This window comes from Streptomyces buecherae, from assembly GCF_014295035.1.
Classification (GTDB): Bacteria; Actinomycetota; Actinomycetes; order Streptomycetales; family Streptomycetaceae; genus Streptomyces; species Streptomyces youssoufiensis.
The window spans coordinates 6,535,742-6,560,834 of sequence record NZ_CP060404.1 but is presented as its reverse complement, the minus strand read 5'-3'; the positions used below and the strand labels follow the sequence as shown (position 1 = coordinate 6,560,834).

General features: G+C 75.3%; 22 protein-coding genes and 1 other RNA gene. 12 read left to right on the top strand and 11 right to left on the bottom strand.

Translation table 11 applies throughout. From position 1 onward, the window contains the following. Window positions 1-5: 5 nt before the first annotated feature. From H7H31_RS26065 to H7H31_RS26050, 4 genes are all read right to left on the bottom strand, one after another. Entirely contained in the window at window positions 6-1,250 is a 1,245-nt protein-coding gene (locus H7H31_RS26065; RefSeq protein ID WP_187063012.1) for a serine hydrolase domain-containing protein, read from the bottom strand. Next, the gene (locus H7H31_RS26060; protein WP_232110088.1) at window positions 1,172-2,731 is read right to left on the bottom strand and encodes a Bcr/CflA family multidrug efflux MFS transporter; all 1,560 of its coding nucleotides are present in this window, start codon (window positions 2,729-2,731) and stop codon (window positions 1,172-1,174) included. Before H7H31_RS26060 ends, H7H31_RS26065 begins: the two co-directional genes overlap by 79 nt. 253 nt (window positions 2,732-2,984) lie before the next feature. Next, window positions 2,985-3,173 (bottom strand): DUF2795 domain-containing protein, encoded by a 189-nt coding sequence (locus H7H31_RS26055; protein ID WP_176161334.1) that lies wholly within the window; start codon window positions 3,171-3,173, stop codon window positions 2,985-2,987. Window positions 3,174-3,288: 115 nt separating this feature from the next. Then, complete coding sequence (locus H7H31_RS26050; RefSeq protein WP_187063011.1) at window positions 3,289-4,929, bottom strand: alkaline phosphatase D family protein; 1,641 nt, start codon at window positions 4,927-4,929, stop codon at window positions 3,289-3,291. A 295-nt stretch (window positions 4,930-5,224) separates the two neighbouring features. Here H7H31_RS26050 and H7H31_RS26045 point away from each other — a divergent pair, with 295 nt between their 5' ends. From H7H31_RS26045 to H7H31_RS26030, 4 genes are all read left to right on the top strand, one after another. Next, on the top strand, window positions 5,225-6,169 hold the full coding sequence (locus H7H31_RS26045; protein WP_187063010.1) for a PhzF family phenazine biosynthesis protein: 945 nt from the start codon (window positions 5,225-5,227) through the stop codon (window positions 6,167-6,169). A 197-nt stretch (window positions 6,170-6,366) separates the two neighbouring features. Further along, entirely contained in the window at window positions 6,367-7,128 is a 762-nt protein-coding gene (locus H7H31_RS26040; protein ID WP_187063009.1) for an SDR family NAD(P)-dependent oxidoreductase, read from the top strand. A gap of 138 nt (window positions 7,129-7,266) precedes the next feature. Next, window positions 7,267-7,875 carry a hypothetical protein gene (locus H7H31_RS26035; protein ID WP_187063008.1) on the top strand — a complete coding sequence of 203 codons (609 nt, stop codon included), beginning with the start codon at window positions 7,267-7,269 and terminating at the stop codon, window positions 7,873-7,875. A gap of 238 nt (window positions 7,876-8,113) precedes the next feature. Beyond that, entirely contained in the window at window positions 8,114-8,563 is a 450-nt protein-coding gene (locus tag H7H31_RS26030) for a cupin domain-containing protein (protein WP_187063007.1), read from the top strand. Window positions 8,564-8,639: 76 nt separating this feature from the next. Here the strand turns inward: H7H31_RS26030 and rnpB are convergent. Continuing rightward, window positions 8,640-9,066, bottom strand: an RNA gene (rnpB, locus tag H7H31_RS26025) — RNase P RNA component class A. Window positions 9,067-9,284: 218 nt separating this feature from the next. Here rnpB and H7H31_RS26020 point away from each other — a divergent pair. From H7H31_RS26020 to eda, 3 genes are all read left to right on the top strand, one after another. Next, window positions 9,285-10,547 carry an APC family permease gene (locus H7H31_RS26020; protein ID WP_187063006.1) on the top strand — a complete coding sequence of 421 codons (1,263 nt, stop codon included), beginning with the start codon at window positions 9,285-9,287 and terminating at the stop codon, window positions 10,545-10,547. Between the two features lie 154 nt (window positions 10,548-10,701). Beyond that, the gene (gene yaaA / locus H7H31_RS26015) at window positions 10,702-11,508 is read left to right on the top strand and encodes a peroxide stress protein YaaA (protein WP_187063005.1); all 807 of its coding nucleotides are present in this window, start codon (window positions 10,702-10,704) and stop codon (window positions 11,506-11,508) included. Between the two features lie 180 nt (window positions 11,509-11,688). Continuing rightward, complete coding sequence (gene eda / locus H7H31_RS26010; protein ID WP_222624305.1) at window positions 11,689-12,300, top strand: bifunctional 4-hydroxy-2-oxoglutarate aldolase/2-dehydro-3-deoxy-phosphogluconate aldolase; 612 nt, start codon at window positions 11,689-11,691, stop codon at window positions 12,298-12,300. 142 nt (window positions 12,301-12,442) lie between these two features. Here eda and H7H31_RS26005 read toward each other — a convergent pair whose 3' ends face one another. The 4 genes from H7H31_RS26005 to H7H31_RS25990 form a co-directional block, all read right to left on the bottom strand. Further along, a complete protein-coding gene (locus H7H31_RS26005; RefSeq protein ID WP_187063003.1) occupies window positions 12,443-13,669 on the bottom strand; it encodes a bifunctional RNase H/acid phosphatase in 1,227 nt (408 codons plus the stop codon). Between the two features lie 5 nt (window positions 13,670-13,674). Then, window positions 13,675-14,418, bottom strand: coding sequence for a zinc ribbon domain-containing protein (locus tag H7H31_RS26000; RefSeq protein ID WP_187063013.1), 744 nt, complete (start codon window positions 14,416-14,418; stop codon window positions 13,675-13,677). Further along, window positions 14,415-15,281, bottom strand: coding sequence for a Nif3-like dinuclear metal center hexameric protein (locus H7H31_RS25995; RefSeq protein WP_187063002.1), 867 nt, complete (start codon window positions 15,279-15,281; stop codon window positions 14,415-14,417). The genes H7H31_RS26000 and H7H31_RS25995 overlap by 4 nt, the downstream gene beginning before the upstream one ends. A gap of 150 nt (window positions 15,282-15,431) precedes the next feature. Beyond that, window positions 15,432-16,481 carry an ABC transporter substrate-binding protein gene (locus H7H31_RS25990; protein ID WP_187063001.1) on the bottom strand — a complete coding sequence of 350 codons (1,050 nt, stop codon included), beginning with the start codon at window positions 16,479-16,481 and terminating at the stop codon, window positions 15,432-15,434. A gap of 370 nt (window positions 16,482-16,851) precedes the next feature. Between H7H31_RS25990 and H7H31_RS34370 the strand changes: the two genes are divergently transcribed. The 4 genes from H7H31_RS34370 (at window position 16,852) to H7H31_RS25970 (ending at window position 22,667) form a co-directional block, all read left to right on the top strand. Then, the gene (locus H7H31_RS34370) at window positions 16,852-18,489 is read left to right on the top strand and encodes a hypothetical protein (protein ID WP_232110087.1); all 1,638 of its coding nucleotides are present in this window, start codon (window positions 16,852-16,854) and stop codon (window positions 18,487-18,489) included. A 1,003-nt stretch (window positions 18,490-19,492) separates the two neighbouring features. Continuing rightward, on the top strand, window positions 19,493-20,488 hold the full coding sequence (locus H7H31_RS25980; protein WP_187062043.1) for an ABC transporter ATP-binding protein: 996 nt from the start codon (window positions 19,493-19,495) through the stop codon (window positions 20,486-20,488). Then, window positions 20,485-21,213 (top strand): ABC transporter permease, encoded by a 729-nt coding sequence (locus H7H31_RS25975; RefSeq protein ID WP_187062042.1) that lies wholly within the window; start codon window positions 20,485-20,487, stop codon window positions 21,211-21,213. The genes H7H31_RS25980 and H7H31_RS25975 overlap by 4 nt, the downstream gene beginning before the upstream one ends. Before the next feature lie 182 nt (window positions 21,214-21,395). Next, window positions 21,396-22,667, top strand: a complete 1,272-nt coding sequence (locus H7H31_RS25970; RefSeq protein ID WP_187062041.1) for a sensor histidine kinase — start codon at window positions 21,396-21,398, stop codon at window positions 22,665-22,667. Here the strand turns inward: H7H31_RS25970 and H7H31_RS25965 are convergent. After that, window positions 22,661-23,179, bottom strand: coding sequence for a DinB family protein (locus H7H31_RS25965; protein WP_187062040.1), 519 nt, complete (start codon window positions 23,177-23,179; stop codon window positions 22,661-22,663). The two genes, H7H31_RS25970 and H7H31_RS25965, sit on opposite strands and share 7 nt — an antisense overlap. A 198-nt stretch (window positions 23,180-23,377) precedes the next feature. Between H7H31_RS25965 and H7H31_RS25960 the strand changes: the two genes are divergently transcribed. Then, window positions 23,378-24,040, top strand: coding sequence for a response regulator transcription factor (locus H7H31_RS25960; protein WP_187062039.1), 663 nt, complete (start codon window positions 23,378-23,380; stop codon window positions 24,038-24,040). A gap of 87 nt (window positions 24,041-24,127) precedes the next feature. Here the strand turns inward: H7H31_RS25960 and H7H31_RS25955 are convergent, their stop codons facing one another. Next, the gene (locus H7H31_RS25955) at window positions 24,128-24,937 is read right to left on the bottom strand and encodes an SDR family NAD(P)-dependent oxidoreductase (protein WP_187062038.1); all 810 of its coding nucleotides are present in this window, start codon (window positions 24,935-24,937) and stop codon (window positions 24,128-24,130) included. Between the last annotated feature and the right edge of the window lie 156 nt (window positions 24,938-25,093).

Sequence of the window (25,093 nt, the reverse complement as noted above, 5' to 3'; positions counted from 1 at the left end):
GGAGTTTAGTCCGTGTGCCCGGTCGCCGGCCGCGCGCCGAGCGCGCGGGCCAGGCGGGTGGTGGCGGCGGCGCGCGGCCCGTTGTCGGCCGGCCGGCGCCGCGGGTGCACGGTGTTGGCCAGCAGCACCAGGTAGCCGCCGGTGGCCCGGTCGAGCACCAGACTGGTGCCCGTGAACCCGGTGTGCCCGGCCGCGCCGCGCCCGGCCAGCTCCCCCATGAACCAGGGCTGGTCCACCGCGAAGCCGAGCCCCGGCGGCGCGAGCAGCGCGGCCACGGATTCGGGCGCCAGGACGCGCGTACCCCGGTGGACGCCGCCGGCCAGCAGGGCCCGGCACAGGATTTCCAGGTCCCCGGCCGGCGCGAAGAGGCCCGCGTGCCCGGCCACGCCGCCGAGCGCGTACGCGTTCTCGTCGTGCACGACGCCGTGCACCGGACCCCGGTCGAGCTTGCCCCACGGTGCGCGCTGGTCCTCGGTCGCGGCGATGTTCGGCCGCCAGGTGGCGGGCGGGACGAAGCGGGTGCGGCGCATGCCGAGCGGCCCGGTGACCATCTCGCGGACCAGCGCGTCCAGCGGGCGCCCCGTTGCGCGCTCCAGGACCCGCTGGAGCAGCAGCATGTTGAGGTCCGAGTAGCGGTACGGGCCGCCCGGCGCGGTCAGCGGCGCCTCGCGCGCCACCGCGGCCCACCGGGCGGCGGCCGGGTCGTCGGCGGGGCCCGCGGGCAGCGCGTACAGCGGCAGTTCGGGCCGCAGCCCCGAGGTGTGCGTGAGGAGCTGGCGCACGGTGATGCCGTGCGCCGCGGCGGCGGTCAGCTCCGGGGCGTACGCGGCGGCCGGTCGCTCCAGCGAGATGGCGCCCCGCTCGGCCGCGCCGACCGCCACCAGGGCCGTGCACAGCTTGGTCAGCGAGGCGAGGTCGAAGACGGTGTCGGCGCGCATCGGCACCCGCTCCCCCACCGGCAGCTCGACGCCCCGGTCGGTCGCCTCGTCGTACGCCGCGTACCGCACCGCCCAGCCGAACGCCTCGTGGACCAGCGTGCGGTCGCCCTGCCCGGCGAGCACCACGACGCCCGCGCACCAGGGCCGCTCGCCCGCCGGCAGCGCGGCCACCTCGCGCACCAGCGCCGTGAGCTGGCCCCGGTCCGGGGTCGCGGCCCGGGCGGGCGGGTCGGTCAGCTCCGGCCCTGGCCGCCCGGTGCCGGGGGCGGCTGGACCCGCACCGTCTCGTTGTCGCTGGTCGCGCGCTGCCATGGGCGGCACAGTCCCATGAAAGCGGCGGCGGCGGCGAACGTGCAGCCGACCTGGACCACCGTCATCGGCACCGCCGTGTCCTCGCCCGCGATGCCCACCAGCGGCGAGGCGATGGCGCCGACCAGGAACGAGGTGGTGCCGAGCAGCGCCGAGGCGGAGCCCGCGGCGTGCGGGGTGCGCATCAGGGCCTGCGCGTTGGTGTTGGGCATCACCAACCCCATCGCGGACATCAGCACGAACAGTCCGGTGGCCATCGGTACGAGGCCCACCTCGCCGAAGACGCCACAGGCCATGAGCAGCAGCGCCACCGAGGCCACCATGATCACCGCGATGCCGACGGACAGGGCCTTGTCCAGGCTGACCCGGCCGACGAGCACCTTGCCGTTGAGCTGGCCGACCGCGACCAGGCCGATCGAGTTGAGGCCGAACAGCAGGCTGAAGGTCTGCGGCGAGGCCCCGTAGATCTCCTGGATGACGAAGGCGGAGCCGGAGACGTACGCGAAGAGCGCGGCGAAGGCGAAGCTGCCGGCCAGCGTGTAGCCGGTGAAGACGCGGTCGGCGAGCAGCCCGCGCATGGTGCGCATCGTCTCCGGGAGGCCGCCGGTGTGCCGCCGCTCGGGCGGCAGCGTCTCGTCGAGGCGGCGCCAGACCACCACGGTGAGCAGGACGCCGATGACGGTGAGGACGACGAAGACCCCGCGCCAGTCGGTGAGCCGCAGCACCTGGCCGCCGATCACCGGCGCGATGATCGGCGCGACGCCCGAAATCAACATCAGGGTGGAGAAGAAGCGGGCCATCTCGACCCCGTCGTACAGGTCGCGCACGACCGCCCGGGCGATCACGATGCCCGCGGCGCCGGCCAGCCCCTGGAGCAGCCGGAAGGCGATGAGCAGTTCGGCGTTGGGGGCGAACGCGCAGATGGCGGTGGCGATCACGTAGATCACCATGCCGATGAGCAGCGGCCGGCGGCGGCCCCAGCGGTCGCTCATGGGGCCGACGACGAGTTGGCCGAGGGCCATGCCCGCCAGGCAGGCGGTCAGCGTGAGCTGCACGGTGGCGGCCGGGCTGTGCAGGGCGTCGGTGACCTCGGGCAGCGCCGGGAGGTACATGTCCATCGACAGCGGCGGCAGCGCGGTGAGGCCACCGAGGATGAGGGTGACCAGCAGGCCGGTGCGGCGCTGCGCGACCAGGTGCGGCGCGGCGGACTCGGCACCGGCGGACGTGCCGCCCGTGGCCTTGGCGTCCGCCGCCTTGGCCGCCGCGGCCTTGGCGTCCGCGGTCCCGCCGTGCGGGCCGGACGAGCGCTGGCCGGGCAGGGTGGGGGTGGCGGGGTCCGGGCGCGCCGGCCGCCCGGGTATGACGGGGTCGGCGGTGGCGGCCGGGGCGTCGGCGACGCCGGCGGGGGCGTCGGGAACGGTGACGGGAGTGGAGGTCGGGGTGTCGGTGGTGGGCTCGGCCGCGCGGGGGCCGGGGTCCGTCATGCGTGACTCCATAGTCGTTTGATGGCCTAACCATGTTGTCACGAGGACGCCGCCGGCCTCGCCTCATTCGCCGCCTTCCGTACGTGATTCCCGGCTCAGCCGGGCCGGCCGCGCGGCGCGCGACCCGCCGCGCCGCCGACACGGGACGGGCTCGCGGCGGGGCGGGAGTGGCGGGAGCACGAGCGGGTGCCGGTGTCGCCTCGTGAGGCGACACCGGCACCCGCTCCGCCCGGCCGGGATCGGCCGGTGTCGGCTACTGCTGACCCACTTCCTTGTTGATGGCGGCGGGCGAGTCGTACTCCTTCTCCGGAAGCGACTTCAGGGCGCCCATGACGTCCTTGCCCGCCCCGTGCTCCTTGGCCTGGTCGACGATCTCGCGCTTGGAGGCGGGGTAGTGCACCCCGCCCAGGCACTTCTGCATTTCGATGGGGTTCACGTCCATACCTCCAGCACAGTGGCAGGCCGGCGGCACGGCCAACGGGCATCCGCCGAACGGGTGAGCCGGTCGCGGGGGCACGGGGGCGGGCCCCGCGGCCCGGGTCAGCTCGACCGGCCGGTCAGACCTGGTGCAGGCCCGGGTTGCCGGCCTCGGTGGCGTAGGAGGCCACGGTCTGGATCGGGGCCCCCGGCCTGGTGATGTAGGGCACCGTCTTGTAGTCGGCGCGGGCCTGCTCGCCGTCGAGCGTGAGGGCCACGTAGCCGCGCTTGCCGTTGTAGAACTTCAGGTGCGGGTTGGCCTTCATGTACCGGTCCCAGTTGTCCGGCTTCTCCACGCCGTCCTTGCCGCTGGCGACCGACGTGGTGACGAACTCGACGCCCACGGTGCGCGAGTCGGGCTTGGCGAAGTCGCGCTTGATGTCGAACGCGTAGTGCACGTGCACGTCGCCGGTGAGGACCACCAGGTTGTCCACGCCCGCGGACTCGGCACCGGCGAGCACCCGCTCGCGGGAGGCCGGGTAACCGTCCCAGGAGTCCATGCTCAGCTTGTAGCCCGGCTTGTCGGTGCTGCGCCGCTCGGCGAAGGTGACCTGCTGCGGGACCACGTTCCACACCGCGTTCGAGCGCCGCCAGCCGTCGATCAGCCAGCGCTCCTGCTCGGCGCCGGTGATCGTGCGCGACGGGTCGGTGGACTCGGGGCCCGGGACCTGCCAGCCGTCGCCGTACGCCTGGTCGGAGCGGTACTGGCGGGTGTCCAGGATGTCGAACTGTGCCAGGCGCCCGTACTGGAGTCGCCGGTAGAGCCGCATGTCGGGACCGTCGGGGCGCTGCGGGGCGCGCAGCGGCTGGTTCTCCCAGTACGCGCGGTACGCGGCGGCCCGGCGGATCAGGAACTCGGCCGGCGGCACGTCGTTCTCGGGGGTGTCGTCCGCGTAGTTGTTCTCCGTCTCGTGGTCGTCCCAGGTGACGATGAACGGGTGCGCGGCGTGCGCGGCCCGCAGCTCCGGGTCGGTCTTGTAGAGGGCGTACCGCAGCCGGTAGTCCTCCAGCTTCACGGTCTCCCGGTTGAAGACCTCCGGCAGCGTGCGGTCGGTGTACTCGCGGGCGCCGCCGACCGAGTTCACCGCGTACTCGTACAGGTAGTCGCCGAGGTGGAAGACGGCGTCGAGGTCCTCGTCGGCCAGGTGCCGGTAGGCCGTGAAGTAGCCGTCGTGGTACGCCTGGCAGGAGACGAGGCCGAAGCTCAGGTCGGAGACGCGGGCCCGGGCGGCGGGCGCGGTGCGGGTGCGGCCGACCTCGCTGACCCACTTCCCGGTCCGGAAGCGGAAGTAGTACGTGCGACCCGGCTCGAGCCCGGCCGGCTCGACGTGCACGGTGTGGTTGAACTCGGCGTACGCGCTGGTCGTGCCGCGCCGCACGACCCGGCGGAACCGCTCGTCGTGCGCCACCTCCCAACGCACCTGGACCTTCTTGCGCGGCAGGCCGCCGCCGACCTCGAACGGGCGCGGGGCGAGCCGCGTCCACAGCACCACCGAGTCGGAGCGCGGGTCGCCGGAGGCGACGCCGAGGGTGAACGGGTCGTCCGCGATGCGCGCGGCATCGTAGGTGCTCGACGCGGCCTGCGCGGTGCCGGGCAGGTTGGTGGCGAAGGCGAGCGCGGCGGCGGCACCGGTGACCGTCAGGAACCGCCGGCGACCGAGGTGCGCCGCCGCGGCCCGTATCTCCCGCTCCACCTGGTCGTCATACGATGAGTGCGTCATCTGCCCCTCCTGGGCTCGTGTGGGTCGCAGGCGATTGGAGCGGTGACGGACGGCCGCACGCTGACCCGTGTACGACCCACACATGTCGGGTGCGTGAGTTCCCTCCCCGTAACGGGCGTTTGAGGCATTCCGTGACGGCTGGCCGCCGTCACAGCGGTACGCGGCCCTGTCCTCGACGCGCGGGGGCCTGCCGCCCGGGGGCGCGGAGCACGCGCCGTCCGGTCGGGGCGCACGGGCGGGTGATGCCCTGGTCATGGCCCGGAATACGTCGCTGACCTGGTCAGTTGGTGGGGACATGACGACGCGACACGATCCCGAACCCCACCTCGCCGAGACGGCGTCGGCACCCGCACCGGCGCCGGCCGACCGACCCGAGGTGCTGCGCTACACGGCCTTCTCCCGCGATCCGCAGGGCGGCAACCCGGCCGGGGTCGTGCTGGACGCGACCGGTCTGACCGACGCGGAGCAGCTCGCCATCGCGGCCGAACTCGGCTATTCGGAGACGGCGTTCCTCACCGCGCCGCCGCCGGGGCTCGGCGGGGAGCCGGGCCGCGCGTTCACGGTGCGCTTCTTCAGCCCGCTGGCCGAGGTCCCGTTCTGCGGCCACGCCACGGTGGCCACGGCGGTGGCGCTCGCGGACCGGATCGGCCCGGGGGACCTGCTGTTCGCCACCCGGGCCGGCACCGTCCCGGTGGCGGTGACCGAGCGGGACGGCGTCGCGTACGCCACGCTCACCAGCGTCGAGCCGAAGGTCTCCGAGGTCGCCGCCGCCGACCTCGCCGAGGCACTGGCGGCGCTCGGCTGGGCCGCGGCCGACCTCGACCCGCGACTGCCCGCGCGCATCGCGTACGCGGGCGCGCGCCACCTGGTCATCGGCGTGGCGACCCGGGAGCGGCTGGCCGACCTCGACTACGACTTCGACCGGCTCGCCACCTTCATGCGCGCCCACGACCTGACCACCCTGCAACTGGCGTGGGCGGCGCCCGGCGGCACGAAGCGGTCGGCCACCTTCCACGTGCGCGACCCGTTCCCGGTCGGCGGGGTGGTCGAGGACCCGGCGACCGGCGCGGCGGCGGCGGCCTTCGGCGCCTACACCCGCGCCCTCGGCATCACCACGGCGCCGGCCACGCTCACCCTCCACCAGGGCGAGGACCTCGGCCGGCCGGGCCTCCTCGAGGTCCGGATCGCCGCCGGCGACCCGCGGATCGCGGTGACGGGGGCGGCCACGCGCATCCCCTGACCCCGCGTCGGGGCGGCACCGGTGCCGGGCGGCGGTCGCCGCCCGGCACCGCGCTCACCACCGCGCGCGACCGGCCCCGATCTGCCTGTCCGTTTACCGCCAGCACGCCACGACACCGCGGGCGAAGCTTTCCTCATCGCCGAATTCGCCGAACGAATTCGGAGGCCAGCACAGTAGTGAGGAAAGGAATATCCGTCATGTCAACGCGACTGGAATCCAAGGTCATCGTGGTCACCGGCGGCACCTCGGGAATGGGCAGGGCGGTGGCCGAGCGGATCGCCTCCGAAGGCGCGTCGGTCGTGCTCGCGGCGCGCCGCAAGGACGTCGGTGACGAGGTGGTGGCGGGCATCCGGGCCAACGGCGGCAACGCCCTCTTCGTACCGACCGACGTCACCGTGGAATCCGACATGGCCCACCTGGTGGAAACGGCGGTACGGGAATTCGGTCGGCTGGACGGCGCGTTCAACAACGCCGGTGGCGTCAATTCCTTCGGTCCGCTCCAGGAGACGGCGACCGAGCGGTGGTCGGCCGAGTTGGAACACAACCTGACGAGCGTCTTCTTCAGCCTCAAGCACCAGCTCCCGGCGATCGTGGCGGCCGGCGGCGGCTCCGTCGTCGTCAACGCCTCCAACCTCGGCGTCGTCGGCATGCCGGGCGTCGCCCCGTACGTGGCGGCCAAACACGGCGTCGTCGGCCTGGCCCGGGCGGCGGCACTGGAGAACGCCGAACAGGCCGTACGGGTCAACGCGTTGATCACCGGCGGCGTCGACACCCCGCTGTTCCGCGGCACGATGGGCACCACCCCGGAAGCCGTGGCCCAGATCGCGGCCCTGCACCCGCTGGGCCGGATCTCACAGCCCGAGGAGATCGCCGCGTTCGCCGCGTTCCTGCTCAGCGACGAGGCCAGCTTCGTGACCGGCGCCGCGCTGGCCATCGACGGCGGCTTCACGGCCCGCTGACCGACCACGACCGGGAACCCGCGAGCCCGCGCGGGGCGGCAAAGGACTCCGGAGTCCGCCACCGCGCCGGGCCGGGCCCGCGCGAGAGACGCCGGGCTTTCCGCCCCGATCATCAGCGCACAGCGGCATCATCGCTGCATGACTCCACCCGATCCCGCCCAGCGGCTCGCTGACCACGTCCAACGCCTCCTGGGCGAGGGGCCCTTCATCCCGCCCGGTGGATGGGCCCACATGGGCGCCGTCATCTGCGACGTCAGCTTCCAGGCCCGCTGCCGGTACGAGGCGACGCTCCGGCCGCGACTGCTCCGACTCCAGGCGAACTGGCCGGACGCGGCGACGGTCCAGGGCTTCCAGCGGCGGCTCGCCGTCGAGGACCTGGCCGTGGCCATGAGCTTCAACTCCCCCCGGAAGGTCGCGACGGCCCACGCCCTCACCGACCTGCTGACCGCCCACGGCGTCGACACCCGCGACGACCTCCGCACCTGGCTTGACGACCCGACCCACCGTGCCCTGCTGCGCACGGTGCGGGGAGTGGGCGTGAAGAGCGTCGGCTACGTCGGCAACCTCGTCGGCCGTTCCCAGGTCGCCGTCGACGTCCACCTACGCGCCTTCGCCACCCAGGCCGGCCTGTCCGACCTGCGCTACGAGCGGCTACGCGCCGCGTACGAGGAGGCCGCCACTCTCCTCGGTCACGACCAGGCCGGGCTCGAACACGCCGTCTGGCGGTATCAGTCAGCCGCCGCATAGCGGGCCCGGCCAGCCCCCGCCACCCGACGCGACCCGCGGTCGCGGCTGGCGCCCTGACGCCCCGGCGGCGGGTACTCCCGGAGACAGCCGCCTCACCTGGTCGAGCGCCCCGGCGTGTCACCCACCCGCTCCGCGCCAGCGGACCCACGTTGCCGGAACAGCAACGACAATTGCCCGTCCGGGGAAGGGAGTCGCAGCCTGGTGCCAGCCGAGACGACCACACCCGAGAGGCCGCACCATGACGACTCCACACGACGCCGCCCCCGCGACCCCCTCTGAGGCGGACACCCCGCTCAACGACCGCGTCCACCGCGTCGGAAGCGGCGAACTGGACGGCTACACCGCCATCAGCGGCGGCACGGTCGGCTCGAAGCGGCTCTGGATGGGCCTGGTGGAGAACCCGCCGCTCAGCTCGACGGACAACCACCACCACGGCGACTCCGAGGCGGGCGTCTACGTGGTCAGCGGCCACCCGGTGTTCGTCTACCACGACGGCACCCGGGAGGTACGCCTGGAGGGCCACCCCGGCGACTTCTTCCTCGTACCGCCGTTCGTCCCGCACCGCGAGGAGAACCCCGACCCGCACGAGCCCGCGGTCGTCGTCATCGCCCGCACCACGCAGGAACCGATCAAGGTCTCGGTGCCGGAGCTGTACCGACTGGAGACGGCGGACACGCCGCCGCGCTGACCGGCCCGGCCGGCACCTTCGCCTACCGAAGCGGCCCCTGATCAGCGTGCGCGCTGGTCAGGGGCCGTTTGGACGACGGACGAGTCGGCCATATACGCCGGGTTCTGTCTCCCCGTGGCCTTGCGGCGCGCGGGGGAGGCGGCCATCCATCTAGGGCTGCCGTTGCCGACAGCCTCGTGCGGTCTACCCGCGAACTCGGGCGGGCAGCCCTCAGGCGTTCGCGCAGAACCGCCAGTCGGCGGTTCCTCTTGACCTTGCTCCGGGTGGGGTTTACCTAGCCGTCCGGGTCACCCCGGACGCTGGTGGTCTCTTACACCACCGTTTCACCCTTACCGAGCGCCTGACGGCCCTCGGCGGTCTGTTTTCTGTGGCACTGTCCCGCGGGTCACCCCGGGTGGGCGTTACCCACCACCCTGCCGTGTGGAGCCCGGACGTTCCTCGGCGGGCAGCGTCCACACTCCGAGGAATGTGGTGCCGCCCGACGCGACCGCCCAGCCGACTCGTCCGTCGTGCGCACCATGCTACCCGCCGGTCGTCGCGCGGCCGGCGCCGGAGGCAGGGGAGGGAAGAGGAGCGTAGGCGGGCGGGGACACCGGCGGAGGCCGAGGGCGGAAGCATGGCCCCGCCCCCGCGTCCCGGCCCGGTGGCCGGACGCGGGGCGTGGGGTGTCCGGGGTGGGCGGCCGTAGCGGCGCGGCGCGGCGGGCGACACAATCAACCGCATGACGACCGAGGCTGGGCTCCGCCGCGAGCTGGGCACCTTCGACGCCGTGATGACCGGGCTCGGGGCCATGATCGGCGCCGGTGTGTTCGCCGCCTTCGCGCCCGCCGCCGACGCGGCGGGCGCCGGGCTGCTGCTCGCCCTCGGCCTGGCCGCGATCGTGGCGTACTGCAACGCCACCTCGTCGGCCCGGCTCGCCGCCCGCTACCCGGCCTCCGGCGGCACCTACGTGTACGGGCGGGAGCGCCTCGGCCCGTTCTGGGGGCACCTGGCCGGGTGGGGTTTCGTGGTCGGCAAGACCGCGTCGTGCGCGGCGATGGCCCTGGTGGTGGGCTCCTACGCGTGGCCGGAGCACGAGCGGGCGGTGGCGGTCGCCGCCGTCGTGGCGCTGACGGTGGTCAACTGTCTCGGGGTGCGCAAGGCCGTCTGGCTCACCTGGACGATCGTCGCGGCGGTGCTCCTCGTGCTGGCCGCCGTCTGCGTGGCCGCGTGGAGCGGGGACGGCATCCGGGCCCCGTGGGCGGCGGACGCGACGGCCCCGGACGTGACGGTGGGCGGGGTGCTGCGGGCGGCGGGGCTGCTGTTCTTCGCGTTCGCCGGGTACGCCAGGATCGCCACCCTCGGCGAGGAGGTGCGCGATCCGGCGCGGACCATCCCGCGGGCCGTCCCGCTGGCGCTCGGCATCGTCCTGGTGGTGTACGCGGCGGTCGGCTCTGCCGCGCTGGCCGTGCTCGGGCCGGGCGCCCTGGCGGACGCGAGCGCGCCGCTCACCGACGTGGTGCGGGCGGCGGACGCGGAGTGGTTGGCGCCCTTCGTACGGACCGGTGCGGCGCTCGCCGCGCTCGGCTCGTTGCTGGCGCTGATCCTCGGCGTCTCCCGTACCACCCTGGCCATGGCGCGCGACCGGCATCTGCCGGCGCCGCTGACGGCGGTCCACGCGCGTACGGCGGCCCCGTACCGGGCGGAGATCGCGGTCGGCGCGGTGGTGACCGTGGTGGCGGCGACGGCGGACCTGCGCGGGGCGATCGGCTTCTCCTCCTTCGGCGTGCTCGCCTACTACGCGATCGCCAACGCCAGCGCCTGGACGCTGACCGCCGACGAGTCCCGGCCGCCCCGCGTGGTGCCCGTCATCGGCCTCGCCGGCTGTGTCGTGCTCGCCTTCGCCCTGCCGCTGACCTCGGTCCTGGTGGGTGCCGGCGTGCTGGCGGCGGGGGCGCTCTCGTACGGGGTGCGCAGTCGCTGGGCCGGTGCGGGGCGGAGCTGACGGCCGGGGCGGAAAGGGCGGTTTCGTCGCACCGGCGCGGCCGGCATAGGCTGCGGCGGGGCCGCCTGCCGGTCGCCGTTCCGGACCCGGCGTCCCGACGCGGCCCCGACACACCGCGTCCCCCGCGTCGTCGGTCCGGATGAGGAGAACCACCGTGCTCGTACTGTTGCCGCCGTCCGAGGGGAAGGCCCCCAGCGGGTCGGGTGCCGCCCTGAAGCTGGAGGGGCTGTCGCTGCCGGAGCTGGGGGCGGCGCGGGCCGCGGTCCTCGACGAGCTGGTGGCGCTGTGTACGGGGGACGGGAGCGACGAGGAGAAGGCCGCCGAGGTGCTCGGCCTCAGCCCGGGGTTGCGCGGCGAGATCGCCAAGAACGCGGAGCTGCGCACCGCGGGGACCAGGCCGGCCGGCCAGATCTACACGGGCGTCCTGTACGACGCGCTCGACCTGGCCACCCTTGACCCGGCGGCCCGGCGCCGCGCGGCCCGCTCGCTGCTGGTGTTCTCCGGGCTGTGGGGCGCCGTGCGGATCGGCGACCGCATCCCCTCCTACCGCTGCTCGATGGGGGTCAAGCTGCCGGGCCTCGGCGCGCTCGGCGCCCACTGGCGCGGCCCGATGCGCGAGGCGCTGCCCGCGGCGGCGGGCCAGGGGCTGGTGCTCGACCTGCGCTCGGCGGCGTACGCGACGGCGTGGAAGCCGGCGGGCGAGGTCGCCGAGCGCACGGCGACGGTGCGCGTCCTGCAGTCGAAGGTGGTCGCCGGCGTGGAGAAGCGGACGGTGGTCAGCCACTTCAACAAGGCGACCAAGGGCCGCATGGTGCGCGACCTGCTGACCTCGGGCAGCGCGCCGCGCGACCCCCGGGAGCTGGTCGAGGCGCTGCGCGAGCTGGGTTACGCCGTGGAGGCCACGCCGCCGGCGCGACGGGGCGCCCCCTGGGCGCTGGACGTGATCGTGACGGAGCTCTGAAGCGGCCTTTCCGAGCAGCGCATTGCGTTATGCGCAACGGGCATTGCGGATAGTGCCGTACGGGCGGAGGATGGCCGGGTGACTGGTGCTGCTTCCTCCTCCGCCGCGGCCTCCGCCGCCTCCTCCCCCACCGCCGGCGCCACGGCTCCACCGCCCGCGGCCGGCTCGCCGGGCTCGGTCCTGGGCCTCGCGCCCGTGATCCCGGTGGTCGTCATCGACGACGCGGCCGACGCCGTACCGCTCGCGCGGGCCCTGGTGGCGGGCGGGCTGCCGGCGATCGAGGTGACGCTGCGTACGCCGGCGGCGCCCGACGCGATCCGGGCCATCGCCGCCGAGGTCCCGGACGCCGTGGTCGGCGCGGGCACCGTGCTCAGCCCGCGGGACGTGCGGACCTCGGTGGCGGCCGGCGCGCGGTTCCTGGTCAGCCCGGGCTGGACGGAGCGGCTGCTCGGCGCGCTCCAGGGCTCGGGGCTGCCGTTCCTGCCCGGCGTCTCCTCCGCCTCGGAGGTACTGGGGCTGCTGGAGCACGGGGTGCACGAGATGAAGTTCTTCCCGGCGGAGGCGGCCGGCGGCGCCGGCTACCTGCGCGCGCTGTCCGCCCCGCTGCCGCAGGCGCGCTTCTGCCCCACGGGCGGCATCGGCCTCGCCTCGGCGCCGGCGTATCTGGCCCTGCCCAACGTGGCCTGCGTGGGCGGCAGTTGGATGCTGCCGGCGGACGCGCTGCGGGCCCGGGACTGGTCGCGCGTCGAGCACCTGGCCCGCGAGGCGGCGGCGCTGGCCCCGGCCGCGTAGCCCGACCGCCTCGTCCGGTCGCGTAGCCGGGTCGGGTAGCCCGGCGGCGTGGTCCCCGTGGCGTAGCCCGGCGGCGTGGCCCCGGAGGGCGGGCCGGCCGGGCGCGCGGCGCCGGGCCGGTCGGCGCGGGTGCGGGTGCGGGTCAGCGCAGGTGTGAGGTGTCGTTCAGCAGGCGCAGCGAGGCGTTGCCGTCGCCGAAGTACGCCACGGCCGACAGCGAGGCCGCCGAGAGTTCCATCCGGAACAGGGACTCCGGCGGGGCCCCGAGCGCCAGCCGTACCAGCGTCTTGATCGGCGTGACGTGCGTGACCACCAGGACCGTGCGGCCCGGGTGCCGCTCGATGAGCGCGTCGCGGGCCGCCGCCACCCGGTGGGCGACCGCCGCGAAGCTCTCGCCGCCGCCGGTGGGGGCGGCCTTGGGCGAGTCCAGCCAGGTGGTGAGGTCGGCCGGGTACCGCTCGCGCACCTCGGCGAAGGTCAGCCCCTCCCACGCGCCGAAGTCCGTCTCCCGCAGCCCCGCGTCCACCTGGACATCGAGGCCGAGCCGGTCCGCCACCGCCCGCGCCGTCTGTCGGCAGCGCCGCAGCGGTGAGGTGACGACGGCCTCGATGGTGCCCCGGGCGGCGAGCGCCGCCGCGGCGTGCTCGGCCTGTCGGAGCCCGGCGGGCGACAGTTCGGGGTCGGAGCCGGTGCTGCCGGAGAACCGCTTCTGCGGGGTGAGCGCGGTCTCGCCGTGCCGCAGCAGTACGAAGGTGGTCGGCGGGCCGAGGTCCGGGGCGGGGCTCCAGCCCATGGGCCGGGTCGCCGGCCGCGCCTCGGTGGCGCCGGTCGCGTCCGGTGCGGCGCTCGCGCCCGGGTCGGCGTCCGGGGCCGGGACCACGCTCGCCCCGGCGCCGGTGCCCGACGGGTTCGCCGGGCCGGCCGCCGGCGGGGCCGTGGCCGGGCGCCAGGGCTCGCCCCGCCCGGCCGCGTCCATCGCCTCGTTGGCCAGCCGGTCCGCGTGCTTGTTCCGCTCGCGCGGCACCCAGGCGTAGCTGACCTGGCCGGCCGGGAAGATCGCCGCCGCCTCGGCGGCCAGCGGGCGCATGTCGGGGTGCTTGATCTTCCAGCGGCCCGACATCTGCTCCACCACGAGCTTGGAGTCCATGCGGACCAGCACGTGCGCCGCCGGGTCGAGGGCGTACGCCGCGCGCAGGCCGGCGATCAGGCCCTGGTACTCGGCCACGTTGTTGGTCGCCGTACCGATGAACTCCGCGGCCTCGGCCAGGGGTTGGCCCGTCTCCTCGTCGAGGACGACGGCGCCGTAGCCGGCGGGCCCCGGGTTGCCCCGGGACCCGCCGTCCGCCTCGACCACGAAGCGGTGCGGCATCCGGCTCAGAGCCCCGACTCGGGCGTGCGGACCAGGATGCGGCGGCAGTTCTCGCAGCGCACGACCTCGTCCGGCTTCGCGGCCTTGACCTCGTTGATCTCGGTGATGTTCAGCTCCAGGCGGCAGCCCTCGCAGCGGCGCTGGTAGAGCCGGGCCGCGCCGACGCCGCCCTGCTGGGTGCGCAGCTTCTCGTACAGCTTGAGCAGGTCGGCCGGGATGGAGCCGGCGACCACCTCGCGCTCCTTGGTGGCCGTCGCGATCTCGGCGTCGAGGCCCTCGGTGGCGGCGTCCCGGCGGGCGGTGGCGTCCACGGTCTTGGCCTCGACGGCGGCGACCTGCCCGGTGAGTTCGGCGGCCCGGGCCTGGGCGGACTCGCGGCGCTCCATGATCTCCAGGACCACGTCCTCCAGGGCGCCCTGGCGCCTGGCGAGCGAGGCGATCTCGCTCTGCAGGTTCTCCAGGTCCTTGGGCGAGGTCACGGCGCCGGAGTCGAGGCGCTTCTGGTCGCGGGCGGCGCGCTGGCGGACCTGGTCCACGTCCTGCTCCGCCTTGGTCTGTTCGCGGGCGGTGTCGCTCTCCTCGGTCTGCGCGGCGACGAGCAGGTCGCGCAGTTGCGTCAGGTCGGCGTTGAGGGTCTCGATCTCGGCGTGCTCGGGCAGGCTCGCGCGCTTGTGGGCGAGCTGGGAGAGCCGTACGTCGAGCGCCTGGACGTCGAGGAGGCGGATTTGGTCGGCGGGCGCGGCGTTCAGTTCGGGGCTCCAGAGGGCTGAGTCGTGTGGGCTGGGGATGTGGCGGACGCGTGCGCGGTCCACGGGTCGGTGACCGTGTGCGAGATGTGCGTACGCAGGCCCCACGCGTTCCGGTCGGAAATCTCGTCGAGCTGGGCCGCGGCCTGCTCGACCCAGGGCCACTCGGTGGCCCAGTGCGCGGCATCCACCAGGGCCGGCGGGCCGGTCTCCCGGGCCTCGGAGGCCGGGTGGTGGCGCAGGTCGGCGGTGACGTAGGCGTCCACGCCGGCGGCCCGCACGGCGTCGAAGAGGCTGTCGCCCGAGCCGCCGCAGACGGCGACGGTGCGCACGGTGGCCTCCGGGTCGCCGGCGACCCGCACGCCCTGCGCGGTGCGCGGCAGCCGGGCCGCGACCCGCTCGCCGAAGGCGGCCAGGCTCAGCGGCGCGTCCAGCTCGCAGATCCGGCCGAGGCCGCGGCGGCCCGCCGGGTCGCTCGGGTCGGGCACGAGCGGCGCGGTGACGCGCAGGTCGAGCGCCCCGGCGAGGGCGTCGGAGACGCCGGGGTCGGCGCGGTCGGCGTTGGTGTGCGCCACGTGCAACGCGACGTCGTGCTTGATCAGGGTGTGCACCACGCGCCCCTTGAACGTGGAGGCCGCGACGGAGGTGGTGCCGCGCAGGTAGAGCGGGTGGTGCGTGACGAGCAGGTCGGCGCCGAGCCGTACGGCCTCGTCGGCGACGGCCTGCACGGGGTCGACGGCGAACAGGACGCGGGTGACGGGCTGGTCCGGGTCTCCACAGACCGTGCCGACGGCGTCCCACTCCTCGGCCCGCTGCGGGGGCCAGAGGGCGTCGAGCGCGGTGAGGACTTCAGCGAGTGCGGGCACGGGTCAGAGGTTACCTGCCCGCCCCGCCCCCACGCCCCTGAGCTGTGGCACCCCGCCTCCCGCCGGTCCCGCCGGCGCGGGCGGACCGGCGGGAGCGGGCGGCCGACGTCGTGGCCGTACGAAGGGGGGACGGGACGGGGCGGGCGGGCGTTACGGCGCCAGGTGGCCGCGCAGGTCGTCCAGCACGCTGCGGGCGGCGGTGACGCCGAGGCCCAGGTACCAGGTCTCGTCCGGGACGTCCTTGGCCTGCCCGGCCCGCACCGCGCCCAGCTTCTTCCACAGCGGGTTGTCCTCGGCGCGGTCGCGCTTGGTGGTCTTCGGGTCGCCGTAGACGCCGGTGAAGATCCAGTCGGCGTCCGCCTCGTCGACACGCTCCGGGCTGATCTCCGTGGCCAGGTCGTTGACCTGCTGGTTCTTCGGGCGGGGCAGGCCCACGTCGGCCAGGATGGTGCCGATGAAGGACGCCTTGGCGTAGAGCCGGGTGAACTGCGGCATGTAGCGGAGCATCGTGACGGTCGGCTTGTCGGGGCCGATGTCGGCGCCGAGCTTCCGGGCCGCCGCCTCGTACGCGGCCAGCTCCTCGCGCGCCGTCTCGGTCTTGTCCAGGGCCGAGGCGTTGAGGAGGTAGTTCTCCTTCCAGGTGAAGCCCGGTCGGATGGAGAAGACGGTCGGGGCGATCTCCGCGAGCTTCTTGTACTGGCCCTCGGCGCGCAGCTTGCTGCCCAGGATGAGGTCCGGGCGCAGGGCGTGGATGGCCTCCAGGTTGAGGCTGTTGATGGTGCCGACGCTCTTCGGGTTCCCGGCGGCCTTCTTCAGGTAGTCGGGGATGCCGGCGTCGCCCTCGGACGCGGCGTAGCCGACCGGCCGCACGCCGAGCGAGACGACGTTGTCGAGCTCGCCGACATCGAGCACGACCACGCGCCGCGGCGCGGACTTGATCTCCGTCTCGCCCATGGCGTGCGTGACGGTGCGCGGGAAGGCGCCGGGTCGCGCGTCGGTGCCCATCCGCGCGGTCTCCTCGGCGGCCTTGCCGAAGTCCTTGCCGCCCTGCGCGACGGACTTCGAGCCGCCGCCCGACCCGCCGTCGTCGTCCGACGTGCCACAGGCCGACAGGGCGAGCGCGCCGGCGAGGGTGAGGGAGACCGCGGCGAGGGTGCGCCGCCGGAGGGCGGGCACCGTGGCGCGACGGCGTGGGGGCATGACGTGCTCCTGCTCTACGAGGGTGGTGCGGGGGCCCACGGGGGCGTGGCGCCGCGCGGGGCGGGCCCTGGCGGCGTACCAGTCTCTTGGTGAGGCGACCCTTACCTTAAGCCGGTCCACGATCCCCCCTGTGAGCCGCAGTCCCTCGCCGCCCCGTCTCCTGCCCGGCGCGCCCGGCGGGCGGGGCCGGGCCGCCACGGCGCTCTGTTCGCGGTCGCGCCGCGCCGGCCGCCCAGTCGGGCCAAGCACACCAACCCCGCACATGCCGGAAATCCGGGCGCTAGCCACCCTTTCGCGTGAAGTAGCGCACCGGTCTCCGCTCCTCACGGGGTCGACAAAACTACGTTCAGGCACTGGAGGTGACCGTTCCATGACGGCCTGTGCCATCGAGACCGCTCCCCAGACTGACCGCACCACGCGTTCCACCCACCCCGAGACCGTCCCGGGGCCCGCCCCCGGCGACGGCGGACGGGGCCCGGGCGACGCCGTACGGGGCCCGGCCGAGCACACCACCGCAGCCGCCGCGGCGCAGCCCGGCCCGGCCGCCCTCACGCTCGCCGCCGACGGCTCGTACGCGGCCCGGCTCGCGGTCTGCCGCGCGACCGGCGAGCGCTTCCCGGAGCGCTGGACGCTGAGCGGCCCCGAGCCGTACGCCGTGCCGCTGCCCGCGCGGCAGCCGGAGGAGCCGGAGAGCGAGGTGTTGCCGCTGGCGGACGGGCGCGTGCTGATCCGCCGTCAGGTCGCCGAGCGGCACGCGCTCTCGCTGCTCTACCCCGCCGGCCCCGGCACCGGCGAACTCCCGCTCGGCTACGTCGAGTGCGACGAGCTGTCGCTGCTGCCGCCGGCGCCCTGCGGCACGCTGGCGTACGCGCTGGCGCCCGGCGAGCACTCCACGCACGTGTGGCTGGTGCACGGCGGCTCGTTCGGGCCCGAGCACGTCGCGGAGGTGCCCGGGCGGTGCTCGGGGGGAAGTTGGCTGGACCGCACCGGGCGGCTGCTCGCCCTGGACCGCGAGTGGGGCGGGCGGGTCAAGTCCGTCGTCGTGGACCTGCGCCGGGGCGGTGAGACCACGCCGCTGCTCCAGATCGCCGAGGACAGCGACGACCGGCTCGTCCTGGCCGACCCGGACAGCGGCCTGCTGCTCGTGCGGTCCAACGCGCCGGGCCGGGAGCGGCTCGGCTGGGGCGTGTTGGGCAGCGCGCTCCCGGTGCGCTTCCCCGACTGCCTCGACCCGCGCCCCACCGACCCGCGTACCGGCGGCACGGCGCACCCGGCGGTCACGTTGGCGCCGTTCGCGGCCCAGCCGGGCCAGTCGCTGACGCCGGAGAACTGCGCGGTGGCGTTCCGGATGACGCCGGTGCACCCGGGCGGCGGCGCGAGTTGGGTCGCCGTGTGGCGCCCCACGGACCGCCGGCTGCGCCACCTGTCCGCGCCGTCCGGCTGGTTGCCGGGCACGGGCCTGTGGACCCGGGACGGCGAACTGCGCCTGCCGTACGCCACCGCGCAGACGACCTGCGGCCTGGCCCGCCTGCGCGCGGCCGACCTCGCCGCGCAGCCCCCGGCCAGGCGACGGGCGCAGCCCGCCTACGTCCCGCCCGCGCAGGCCGGGCCCGCCGGCCGTGGCGTACGCGACGGCGCGGGACAGGGGCGCGCGCCGGGCGCCGGCCGGCCCAGGGTGCCGGGCCACTCGCTGGCCCCGTACGAGGCGGCCCGCTTCCGCGCGCCGCTGCCCGCCTACGAGGCGCCGCTGCCCACGCACGAGCGGTGCGCCGAGCCGCCCGCGCACCCCGCCGCCCCGCGCGGGGGCGGGGCGCTCCCGCTCGACGCCACGCGGCAGTGGCACGGGGGCCCGGGCCGGCACTACGAGAGCCAGTACCGCGCGAGCCCGCACCACGAGACCCGGTACGAAGCCCCGGCCGCCTGGGGCCCCGCCGCCGATCCGCACCGCGCCACGGGCGCGGCCCGCCCCGTGCCGCTCCAGCAGGCTCCGCTGGAGCGGCCGGCGTAGGGCGGACGCCGGCGGGCGGTTCGTCGATGTCGCGTCGGCGCCGACCGGTCGATTCCCCTCGACCGGTCGGCGCCTCGGCGTAACTCCCGGGCCGCACAACGCATTGCATCTCCCGCTATATCCGCCTCAGCAGCGCAAAGCGGGAGCGTCTGCGAAATCGCGGGGGAATACGCACCGTTCGACGCGTGCTCGCCGGCGGAGAAGGCCGCGGCGAAAGGGAGTCGAAATCCGGCGCCTTATGCAGTCGGCGCGTGATCCACGGGCTGGTTAGACTTGAGTGGGGGCTACGCAAGCCGTGGGCGGGGCACGTATTCGTGCGCCGAACGGTCTGTCGTTGGTGGCGTGTTGACGCTGGTCACAGCTCGCGTGCACGGACAGTGACCCCCCGCGCGCACGACATCAGCGATATCTCACGGAGTGACTTCCCTCATGGCCAATGTCCGAATGGATTCCCCCGATACACGTCAATGGGGATCGCCCGCATCGCAGCGGGGCGATGCCGCGTCCACCGACGCCGCGGGCGCCGGCAAACACCGCGGCCCGGCCGCCGCCGAAAGCGGCCAGGAACAGCCGCACGGCAAGCACCGACGCCCCTCGGGCCAATAACGACGACCCACCGCGCGCGGAGAAAAGCGTCACCCGGGCGGTCGGGGCGGGACGCGGTGAGGGGGGCACTCGGCGGTCGCGTGCGGGCCCCCTCGCCACCGGCCCTCCCCTTCTCCTCCCGCCCCTCCCCCGCACCCGTGACATTTGTCCCGCCGAGCCGCTGACATTTACATCTGCCCAGGTCAGCGGCGGGCTTCGTAGCGTCTGAGGCATGACGCGACCAGCCCGCACGGGCCCCCACGCGCCGGCCGCATCCGGCGCCACCGGCCCAGCCACCCCAGAAAGCCCCACCACTCCAACCACCCCGGTCAGCCCCGCCACTCCGGTCAGCCCCGCCACTCCAGTCGGCGCGGGTGGCCCGTTCGACGGGCCGGGCCACCGCGGCGCCGCGCCGGCCGTGCGGCTGAGCGGCGTGGGGCGCCACTACGGCACGGTCCGCGCCGTCGACGGACTCGACCTGGAGATCGCCCGCGGCTCCACCGTCGCCCTGCTCGGCCGCAACGGCGCGGGCAAGTCCACCGCGTTGAACGTGCTCCTCGGCCTGCTGCCGCCGACGGCGGGCGAGGTCGCGCTCTTCGGCGTGCCGCCGCGCCGCGCGGTGCGCGAGGGGCGGGTGGGGGCGATGCTCCAGGACGGTCGGCCCATCCCGCGCGTGACGGTACGGGAGTTGGTGCGGTTCGTGGCCGCCAGCTATCCGGCCCCGCTGCCCGTGGCGGAGACGTTGGCGCTCGCCGGGCTCGACGCGCTCGCCGACCGGCGCGTGGACCGGCTCTCCGGGGGCCAGGCGCAGCGCGTCCGGTTCGCGCTCGCGCTTGCCGGAAACCCGGAGTTGGTCGTGTTGGACGAGCCGACCACGGCCCTGGACGTGGCCGCGCGGTGGGCCTTCTGGGAGGCCATGCGGCGCTACACGGGGCGGGGCAACACCGTGCTGTTCTCCACGCACTACCTGCCGGAGGCGGACGAGAACGCCGACCGGATCGTCGTCATCGACGGCGGGCGCGTCGTCGCCGACGGCTCCGGCGCCGAGGTGAAGCGCTCCGTGGGCGGCCACCTGGTCGCCTTCGACCTGGCGGGAGCGTCCGGGGCGGACCTCGCCCGGCTGCCGGGCGTGACGGCCGTGCGGGTGCACGGCGGTCGCGCCCGACTGCGCAGCGTGGATTCCGACGCCACCGTCCTGGCCCTGGCCGAGCGCGGCGCCGTCCGTGGCCTTGAGGTCGTCCCGGCCAGCCTCGACGACGCGTTCCTGGCCCTGACCGCCGCGCCCGCGACGGCGCGCGGTGCGGCGGAAGACGGTGCGACGGAAGACGGTGCGGCGGGAGACGGCGCGGCGGGAGACGGCGCGGCGGGACGGGATGCGGCGGGGCGCGGCGCGGTGGGGGCGGTGGCCCGGTGATCGCCTACCTGCGGCTCGAAGTACGCCGCACGCTCCGCGACGTCGGTTTCGTCATCTTCGGCGTCGGCATGCCGGTGGCGATGTACCTGCTCTTCTCCAACCTGGTTCTGGACGGCGGCGGTCAGCGGCCGGAGACCACGGTGTCGCTGATGGTCGGCATGGCCGCGTACGGGGCGCTCGGTTCCGCGCTCAGCGTGGGTACGGGGCTCGCCGAGGACCGTTCGCTCGGCTGGCTGCGGCAGTTGCGGCTCACCCCGCTCGCGCCCTCCCGCGTCGTCGCCGCCCGGGCCCTCACCGGTTCGGTCATCGTGCTGCCCGCCATCGTGGCGGTGCTGCTGGCCGGCCGGCTCGTCAACCACGTGGCCCTGGCCCCCTGGCAGTGGGGTGCCCTCCTCGGCCTGCTCTGGCTGGGCAGCGCGCCCTTCACGCTGCTGGGTCTCGGCAACGGCTACCGGCTGAGCACGCAGACCACCGGCGTGGTCAACCTCGTCTGCAACCTGGGCCTGTCCGTGGTCGGCGGCCTGTGGGTGCCCACGGACTCCTTCCCCGGCTGGCTGCGGGCCCTGTCCGGTTGGGCCCCCACCCACCGCTTCGCCGAACTGGGCTGGAGCGTGGCCGACGGGCACGCGCCGCACCTGGCGACGGCCCTGGCGCTGGCCGGCTGGCTCGCCCTCTTCGCCGGCTACGCCCTGCACTCGTACCGCGTGTGCACCCGTACGGCATGACGCGCGGCCGAAACCAGCCCACCCCCCACCGGTGCGCACCGCCCACGACAGTCCGGGGACGGGCGTCCGAGCCCGGCGCGTACGGTACGCACTGGCCGGAAACCGACGCCCACGGCCACGCGGGCGGGGCACCGGCCGGTGGGCGGAGTGGTCTGGTGAGCGGTGAGCGGAGGGTGGGTGTGATGGCGTGGTGGGAGCGGATCGGCGCGCGGCTCAGGCGTCGGGTGGCGCGGGGCGCCGACGGGGCACCCGGGGCGCGGGACGAGGGGCCGAGCGAGTGGGTGCTCGTGCCCTGGCTGCTGCTGGCCAGCGGGGCGGCGGTGGACGTGTGGCAGGGCGAGGTCGCCCAGCGCTGGTGGGCGGCGGCGGGTCTGGCCGCGTTCGTCGCCTGCTATCTCGCCGCCGTCTTCGTCGGCAGCGTCCCCGCCCGGCGTCGCGTCGCGGTCCTCTTCCTCCTCCCGGCCGCGGCGCTGGCCTGCGCGCTCGGCAGCGCGTACGGGGGCAGTTGGCTGACCCTGTTCTCGCTGCTGTCGCTGGCCACCGGGGTCACGGTGCGCGCGCCGGTGGTGCCGCTGGCGCTGCTCGGCGTGGTGGCCGTGGGAGTGCTCAGCGCCGCGCTCGGCGGCCACCCGGACGAGGTGCTGACGGTGGCGTACTCCTCGCTGCTGTCCGGCGCGGTGGTCGCCATCATCCGGCGGCTGATCGTCACGGTCCACGAACTCCACGACACCCGGGACGAGTTGACGCGCTCGGCCGTCGAGCGGGAACGGTTGCGCTTCTCCCGCGACCTGCACGACCTGCTCGGCCACACGATGTCCGTCGTGGTGGTCAAGGCCGAGGCGGTACGGCGGCTCGGCCCGCGCGACCCGGAGGCGGCCCTGGCCCAGGCGGCGGACATCGAGGCGATCGGCCGGCAGGCCCTCACCGAGATCCGCGAGGCCGTCACCGGCTACCGCGAGGGCAGCCTGGCCACCGAGTTGGACCGGGCCCGTTCGCTGCTGGACGCGGCCGGCATCACGGCGGTCGTCCGCCAGTCGGGGCCGCCGCTACCGGCCCAGACCGAGGCGTTGCTCGGCTGGGTGGTACGGGAGGGCGTGACCAACACGGTCCGGCACAGCGGCGCCACGCGGTGCGAGATCGAACTCCGCACGGACGCGGACGCGGTGCGGCTGACCATCGTGGACGACGGGCCCGGCGGCGCGGCAAAGGCGGCAGGGGCGGCGGGCGAACGGCCCGCCGGTCCGCGCGAGCACGGTGCGACGCGGCCGGGCGGCGGAACGGGCATCGCGGGCCTCACGGAACGGCTCGCGGCGGCCGGCGGCACGCTGCGCTCCGGCCCGGACGGCCGGCGCGGCTTCCGGCTCAGCGCCGCGCTGCCCGTGGACCTCGACGGGCCGCCGGCCGAAGCCGAGATGACGCCGGGGAACGGCGCGGGCGCGACGGCCCGTCAGTAGTAGCCCTTCGTGCCGTCCAGCGACTCCCGGAGGGTGTCCATGTGCCCGGCGTGCCGGGCGGTCTCCTCGAGCAGGTGGAACAGGATCCACCGCAGGCTCGCCTCACGGGCGGCGACTCCCGGCGCCCGGCCGGTGTCGTCGAGCGCGTGCCCCGCGATGATCTCGTTCGACACCGCGCACTGCCGCTCGTACTCCGCGAGGAGTTGGGCCAGCGGTACGCCCTCCACCCGCATCTCGGCACTGTCGGGAGCGTCGGCGGCGGCACGCGGCCCCCGCTCCGGCAGGCCGAGGAAGACGTGCTCGAACCAGAGGTGCTCGACCCATGTCAGGTGGGCGACAAGGCCGGCCATCGTCATGAGGGGCGAGGTGGGCAGCAGCGCCCGGTGCGCGTTCTCGTCGCTGAGGTCGGCGCACTTCCACTGGACGACCGCACGCTGCATGTCGAGCCAGCCGACCAACTGGGTCCGCTCGTCAGCGGTGTAGGGAGGGCGCTCGCGAGGTGGTGTCGTCATGGCCGGTGACGCTACCTGCGCGGCGGCACACCCGCATGGCGTTTTCTCGCGGGTGGGTGGGCTGGCCAGCGGGCGGGGCGGGCACGGCCCGGTGCGTACGGCCGCCGCGGGGGCGAGTGGCCGCACGGGCAGCGGGCCGCACGCGGTGGCGGGTCAGGGCTGGTCCGGCGCTCGCCGGGCCCTCGTTAGGCTGCGCGCATGACCGACTCCGCCAGCCAGCAGACCTCCGAGGCCGGGAGCGAGGAGAGGGCGCCGCGCATTCGGGTCCTGCTCGCCGAGGACCAGGGCATGCTGCGCGGCGCGTTGGCGCTGTTGCTCGGGCTTGAGCCGGACATCGCGGTGGTCGCGGAGGTGGCGACGGGGGACGCGGTCGTGGCGCGGGCGCTGGAGGCGCGGCCGGACGTGGCGTTGCTCGACATCGAGCTGCCGGGTCGCAGCGGGCTTGACGCGGCGGCCGAACTACGGGAGCGGCTGCCGGAGTGCCGCGTGTTGATCCTGACCACCTTCAGTCGCCCCGGTTACCTGCGGCGCGCGATGGAGGTCGGGGCGTACGGGTTCCTCGTCAAGGACGGGCCCGTGGAGGAGTTGGCGGTGGCGATCCGTCGGGTGCTGGCGGGTGAGCGCGTCATCGATCCGGCGCTGGCCGCGGCGGCGCTGAGCGCCGGGCCCAACCCCCTGTCGCCGCGCGAGCGGGACGTGCTGTCCGCGGCGGCCGACGGCGCCACCATCGCGGACGTCGCCGGCCGGGTCCACCTCTCCCCCGCCACCGTGCGCAACTACCTCTCGGCCGCCATCGGCAAGACCGCGACCCGCAACCGCATGGAGGCGGTCCGCGCCGCCCGGCAGAACGGCTGGCTGTGAGCGGCCCGGCGCGCGCGCCGGACGCGCCCGCCAGCGCGTCCGGTGCGCGGGCGCGCGCGGGGACCGTGGGTGCCGGGGCCGTGAGCGTCAGGTGCGCAGGTACGAGGCGCCGTTGAGGTCCAGGACGGTGCCGGAGCTCCACTGCGCGTCGGGTGAGGCCAGCCACAACACCGCCGCCGCGATCTCGGCGGGCTCCGCGACCCGGCCGAAGGGGCTCTGGGCGCGGATCGCCTCGCCCTCGGCCCCGGTCAGCCGGTGCGCGACGCGGTCGGTGTCGATGAAGCCGGGCGCCACCGAGGCGACGGCGATGCCGTGCGGCGCCAGGGCCACGGCCAGCGACTGGCCGAGCGCGTGCACGGCGGCCTTGGTCGCGCCGTACGCCGGGTGGTCGGGCTCGCCGCGGAAGGCGCCGCGCGAGCCGATGTTGACGATGCGGCCACCGGTGCCCTGGTCGATCATGTGCCGGGTGGCGAGGTGGCTGAGGTGGGCGGTGCCGAGCAGGTTGACCGCCACGTGCGCCTGCCAGGCCGCGGTCCACTCCGCGTAGGTGGTGTCCGCCGGCGGGTGCGGGGTGTTGACGGCGGCGTTGTTCACCAGGACGTCGATGCCGCCGAGCGCCGCGACCGTGTCCTGGACCAACTCCCGCGCCCCCTCCGCCGTGGCGAGGTCGGCGCCGACGAGGGCATGCCCGGTGCCGGGCAGCGCGGCGAGCGTGGCCTCGGCGTCGGCGCGGCGTGTGCCGTAGTGCACCGCCACCCGGTCGCCGTGGGCCGCGAAGGCCGCGGCCACCGCCCGGCCGAGGCCGCGCGAGGCCCCGCTGACGAGCACCCGCCGCCCGGTGGCGGCGAACCCCGAACCGGGTGGCGAATCGGCGGTGGGCGGTGCGGGATTGGCCATGGTGTGCTCTCTCCTCACGGTGTCGCATGGGCTCCGGCAGGCTCCGCGCGGGATCGCACGGGTCCCGCGTGGCTCCGCGCGGTGCGCGGGCTCCGCGCGGGCCTCGCGGCCGGCGCGGCCAGCCTATGCCGCCGCGCCCGCGCGCCCCGGCGCCCC